Raw genomic sequence first — 5,116 nt, forward strand, 5'->3', positions numbered from 1 at the left:
GATCATCACGAGCAGGCTGTAGACCAGGTCCATTGGATTGGCCTTCAATCCTTCGCGGCTATAGACCTTCCCATCCGAGGCGGTGACCACCTTGATCCCCGCATTGACGATGGACGCCAGTTGCGCCTGCGCCTGCAACGGCTCCGCACGCGACAGCCGATCAAGCCCCTCGACGACGAGGACAGAAGAGGCGGGCACAGCCCCATCTTCAACAGCCCGCAGGAACGCTCCAAGCGCCCCTTGCTTTACATGCTTCTGGTGATAGGCCGACAGGCCCTCGTCGCGCAAGCTGAGCTGGTCATCGAGTTCGAGCCCGTGATCCTTTGCCCACTGCTGCGCGTATGCTCGTTGCCGCTCTGAACTCGCCCCTGCTGCCTGCTTCGCATCGCTGAAGCGGATGTAGCTGTAAACCCTCGCCATTCCATCCCTCTCTTCTTGTGAGAAGAAAGTTTACTTTCGCGGCGTGAGGCTTACCTCAGTCAGGTTCGAAGGGACTCTCTCAGCCGGCCCGGACGGGCCAGCACCCCCAGCGATGCCCGCCGGGTGAGCGGCGGGCAGGGCGGATTCTGCACCATCCGGAAAGGGTGCCTGGGGTCATGACGGTGGATTTGGTCTTGCTTCGCCACGCTATTCGACGGAGTGGAGCGGCCGCGCCAGCGCGAACATGCCGCCATACAAGGCACCCCCAGTGCCAGGGAGTCGTCGATGTCTTGCGCCCGCCATTCCATGCTCCTGCCGTGTGCAATGCGGCAGCCAGCGGCCCGCCAGCACGAGGTGACCCTGTCGGATGCCGCCGGAGCCCCTTCGTGATGGCCGCGCCCGAGCACTTCCCGGCGGGCGTCGACGAACGCGACCTGCTGCGGGCCCTGCTGGACAACTCACCGGATCACATCTATTTCAAGGACAGGCAGTCCCGCTTCATCAAATCGAGTGCGGCGCAGGCGCTCCAGTTCGGGATGGCGACACCCGACGGGTTGGTCGGCAAATCGGATTTCGACGTCTTCTCCGACGCGCATGCCCGGCCGGCCTTYGAGGACGAGCAGGAGATCATCCGCACCGGCCTGCCGATGGTCGGCAAGGTCGAGCGCGAGACCTGGATGGACGGGCGGCCCGACASCTGGGCGCTGACCACCAAGATGCCGCTGCGCAACCGCGATGGCGAGATCATYGGCACCTTCGGCATCACCAAGGACATCTCCGACCTGAAGGAAGCCGAGCGCCGSATCGGCGAGGTGCACCGGCAGCTGGTCGAAGCKTCGCGCCTGGCCGGCATGGCCGAGATYGCCACGAACGTGCTGCACAACGTCGGCAACGTGCTCAACAGCGTCAACATCTCCGCCGGCCTGATCGTCGATCGGCTKCGCGCCTCCAAGCTCAAGGGGCTCGCGCGTGCGGTCGGCCTGATGGACGAGCATGCCGRCGACCTSGGCGACTTCCTCACGCGCGACRCSCGCGGCAAGCTGCTGCCCGGCTATCTGCGCGAMCTGGCGCAGGCTCTGGAGGCCGAGCAGRCGGCCATYGCCGAAGAGCTCGGCCTGCTCGCCAGGAGCGTCGATCACATCAAGGAGGTCGTGGCGACCCAGCAGTCGTATGCGGGCGCATCGCGCGTCGTCGAGTCCCTGAAGGTCGACGAACTGCTGGACGATGCATTGCGCATGAACGTCAGTGCCCTGACCCGTCACAAGGTCGAGGTCGTGAAGCAGGTTCCCGACCTGCCCGCCTTGAGCCTGGACCGGCACCGCTTGCTGCAGATCCTGGTGAACCTGATCAGCAATGCCAAGCACGCGATGCGCGGTGCGCCACCGAACCACAGCGCGTGCATCACGTTGGGCGCCGCGCTGCTGGAAGGTGCCGGAGGTCGAGTGCTGCGCATCACGGTGGCCGACAACGGCGAAGGCATTGCACCCGAGAACCTGGTGCGCGTCTTCGTCCAYGGCTTCACCACGCGCAGCAACGGCCACGGCTTCGGCCTGCACAGCTGTGCCTTGGCGGCCCGCGAGATGGGCGGGACGCTGAGCGCGCACAGCGAGGGTGCGGGGCAAGGCGCCACGTTCGTGCTGGACATCCCGATCGACCCGCAGGAGGGCGATCGATGACACCCGGGCAGAACCGGCGGATCCTGCTGGTCGACGACATGCCGGCGATCCAYGAGGACTTCCGCAAGATCCTCGTGCCGCAACCGGTGCACGCGGGACTCGATGCCGCCGAGACGGCGCTGTTCGGAGACGAACCGCCGGCGGTGCTGAGCGTGTTCGAGCTCGATTCGGCCTACCAGGGSCAGGAGGCGGYGGGCCAGGTGCAGGCGTCGCTSGCCGCGGGCCGACCCTATGCACTGGCCTTCGTGGACATGCGCATGCCGCCRGGCTGGGACGGCGTGCAGACGATCGAGCGCCTGTGGCAGATCGATCCGCGGCTTCAGGTCGTCATCTGCACYGCTTACGCCGACACCTCGTGGGACGAGGTGCTGGCGACRCTCGACGTGCGSGACCGGCTGTTGATCCTCAAGAAGCCCTTCGACGCGATCGAGGTGCGCCAACTCGCGAACATGCTGACCGCCAAGTGGCAGATGACGCAGGATGCAGCGGCGCAGCTCACGCGGCTGGAAGACGCCGTGGCGGAGCGCACGCGCGAGATCACGAGCAGCAATGAGGCGCTGCAGGCCGAGGTGGCCGAGCGCAARCATCTGCAGGGGCAGCTGGTGCAATCGGAGAAGCTCGCCTCGATCGGCCAGYTGGCGGCCGGCGTSGCGCACGAGATCAACAACCCGATCGGCTACATCTTCTCCAATTTCGGCACGCTGGARGACTACCTCGGCAAGTTGTTCGAGRTGCTGGCTGCCTACGAGGCYGCCGAAGGCGATATCGGCCCYTCCGACGTCGCCGCSAGGCTGCGCAAGCTGCGCGAKGCGGTCGAGCTGGAATTCCTGAAGGAAGACATCCCGGTGCTGATGCGCGAGTCCAGGCAAGGCATCGTGCGGGTGCGCCAGATCGTGCAGGACCTGAAGGATTTCTCGCGCGTGGATTCCACGCAGGATTTCCAGTGGGCGGATCTGCACCAGGGCATCGATTCGACGCTGAACGTGGTCGCCAACGAGGTCAARTACAAGGCGGACCTGATCAAGGAATACGGCGTGATTCCAGACGTCGAGTGCCTGCCGTCGCAAATCAACCAGGTCGTGATGAACCTGGTGGTCAACGCGGCCCAGGCGATGGGCGAGGAACGCGGCCGCATCATGATCCGCACCGGGGTCGAGGCGGATGCCGGGCACGTCTGGCTGGARGTCGCCGACACCGGCTCGGGCATYCCKCCGGACACGCTCAAGCGCATCTTCGAGCCCTTCTTCACCACCAAACCGGTCGGCAAGGGRACGGGCCTCGGGCTYTCGCTGTCGTACGGGATCGTGCAGAAGCATCACGGACGCATCGAYGTCGAAAGCGTGCTGAACCARGGCACCACGTTTCGGGTGACGCTGCCGGTGCGCCGACCGGTCACATCGACTGAGGCGGAAGGCACGAGCGTCTGAGGCAAGACCCGTACTGATCGATGCATACGACTCAATGATCTGCATGAGTGGCGGCGTAGGGATTCGAGCGGCGATTTGAGTATGAGGTCATATTTGTTCCACGCATTTCGAACGCTATTTGAATAGAGTTGCAGGTGGTTTTCCTGGGCCGGCGAATGCAGGTCAATTCAGAGACGGCATGAGAACTTCCCTGTTCGGACCCCACTCCACATGGGTTAGACCGGGCTCCTGGGCCTCCAGTCGCCGACGCTCGGCTTCCTGCGCCGGCAGCTGGCCCTGCTGAACCCGCATCGCTTCGGCCAGTGCGGATTCTTCCTGCCCGGTCTGGGCGCGTTCGAGCGCAAGCTTCACGTCCAGGATGAGTTCCTCGTCGTTCCAGGGCTTGAGGATGTAGCGGACCACCTGCGCGTCGTTCATGGCGCGCACCAGCGTGGAGACGTCGGCGGAGCCGCTGGCGATCATCGGCACCACCTGGGGCTGGATGCCTCGAACGTCGCGCAGGAACGAAACGCCATCCTGCGGCGGCATGCGGAAGTCCGACACGACCACGTCGAACGAACGCGAGCCAGCGCGAGTTGCGTGTCGCTAAACGACTCGATGCGCGCCAGGTCGCGCAGCGGCACGCGCAGGGCACGATGCAGTGCCGCGAGCACGTTGAGCGTCTGCTTGAAGAGCAGCGCCTCGTCCTTGCGCTACCGATGTCTAGCCTCAGCACGACGCGCTGACCAGGGGTGATCGAGCGGAATCCAAAGTACTCCGGCAAATCGGGTCGCATATGCCGTTGAAAGCCCTGAACCTGGACCTTCACTCCAGAATCCAGGTGCAGATGCGCCATCAGACAGGGTTGACGCTTGGCCCAGACGAGTGCATCGAGAACACTTGAGTGCGATCCCCCGCCCAACCGAGGAAGTCAGTGCGGTACGTGCAGCTAACAGTGGCGTGGGCGGACTGTTCTCCACTGTCGTCTTTGGATGTGCTATTTCCGCCCGTCGATTTCGGAGTCGCAGCTGGCGCCATCGAGCAGCGACAACAAGGCAGGGGTCAGCGCCTTCAGCAGCTGCGCCGGCATGGCACTTGTGAACTTGTAGTTGGCGGCGTAGGGCTCGTGAACGTAGGCCATCATCGTGCCGAAGTAGCGGTCTCCGATCAGGAACACCAAGGTGGCCGAGCGGTCGACGATGCGTGATGAGATCAGCCTGCCGCCACGGCCGTAGGTATCGAAACGATGGTCGCCGGTGCCAGTCTTGCCACCGATCTCCACCACGCTGCCGTCACGTCGCACCAGCGCCCCCTTCAGTCGCTTCGCCGTACCTTCTTCGACCACGCCGATCAGAGCCCGCCGCACCACGTCGGCGATCTCGGCACCGAGCACGCGTTCGCCCGCCGTCGGCTGGTACTCGAGATGAGTTTCATAGGGTGTGCCACGGGCGAACTGCAGCGACGCGACGCGCGTCACCGGTAGACGCAGTCCACGGTTGACGATGATGCCCATCAACTCGGCGAGCGCCGCCGGCCGGTCGCCGGACGCGCCAAGTGCGGTCGCATACGACGGCGTCAGCGACCTGAACGGATAGCCCAGCCGCAGCCATGCAC

At 64.8% G+C, this 5,116-nt stretch carries 3 protein-coding genes and 2 pseudogenes; 2 read left to right on the top strand and 3 right to left on the bottom strand.

Annotation, left to right across the window (positions count from 1 at the left end):
* Nucleotides 1–420 (bottom strand): recombinase family protein (locus tag AC1D01_RS20110; RefSeq protein ID WP_477869372.1); only part of this gene is annotated, 420 nt, incomplete at its 3' end.
* Between the two features lie 389 nt (nucleotides 421–809).
* Between AC1D01_RS20110 and AC1D01_RS20115 the strand changes: the two genes are divergently transcribed.
* Both AC1D01_RS20115 and AC1D01_RS20120 read left to right on the top strand, forming a co-directional pair.
* On the top strand, nucleotides 810–2,096 hold the full coding sequence (locus AC1D01_RS20115) for an ATP-binding protein (protein WP_477869376.1): 1,287 nt from the start codon (nucleotides 810–812) through the stop codon (nucleotides 2,094–2,096).
* Complete coding sequence (locus AC1D01_RS20120) at nucleotides 2,093–3,523, top strand: ATP-binding protein (RefSeq protein WP_477869374.1); 1,431 nt, start codon at nucleotides 2,093–2,095, stop codon at nucleotides 3,521–3,523. Before AC1D01_RS20115 ends, AC1D01_RS20120 begins: the two co-directional genes overlap by 4 nt.
* 162 nt (nucleotides 3,524–3,685) lie before the next feature.
* On the opposite strand, the pseudogene AC1D01_RS20125 reads toward AC1D01_RS20120, so the two are convergent.
* Together AC1D01_RS20125 and AC1D01_RS20130 are read right to left on the bottom strand one after the other, a co-directional pair.
* Nucleotides 3,686–4,075 (bottom strand): annotated as a pseudogene (locus tag AC1D01_RS20125) (response regulator); the annotation flags it as partial.
* Between the two features lie 424 nt (nucleotides 4,076–4,499).
* Nucleotides 4,500–5,116 (bottom strand): annotated as a pseudogene (locus AC1D01_RS20130) (glycosyl transferase family 51); the annotation flags it as partial.

The sequence above is a fragment of the Rhizobacter sp. P3_B12 genome, from assembly GCF_056402895.1.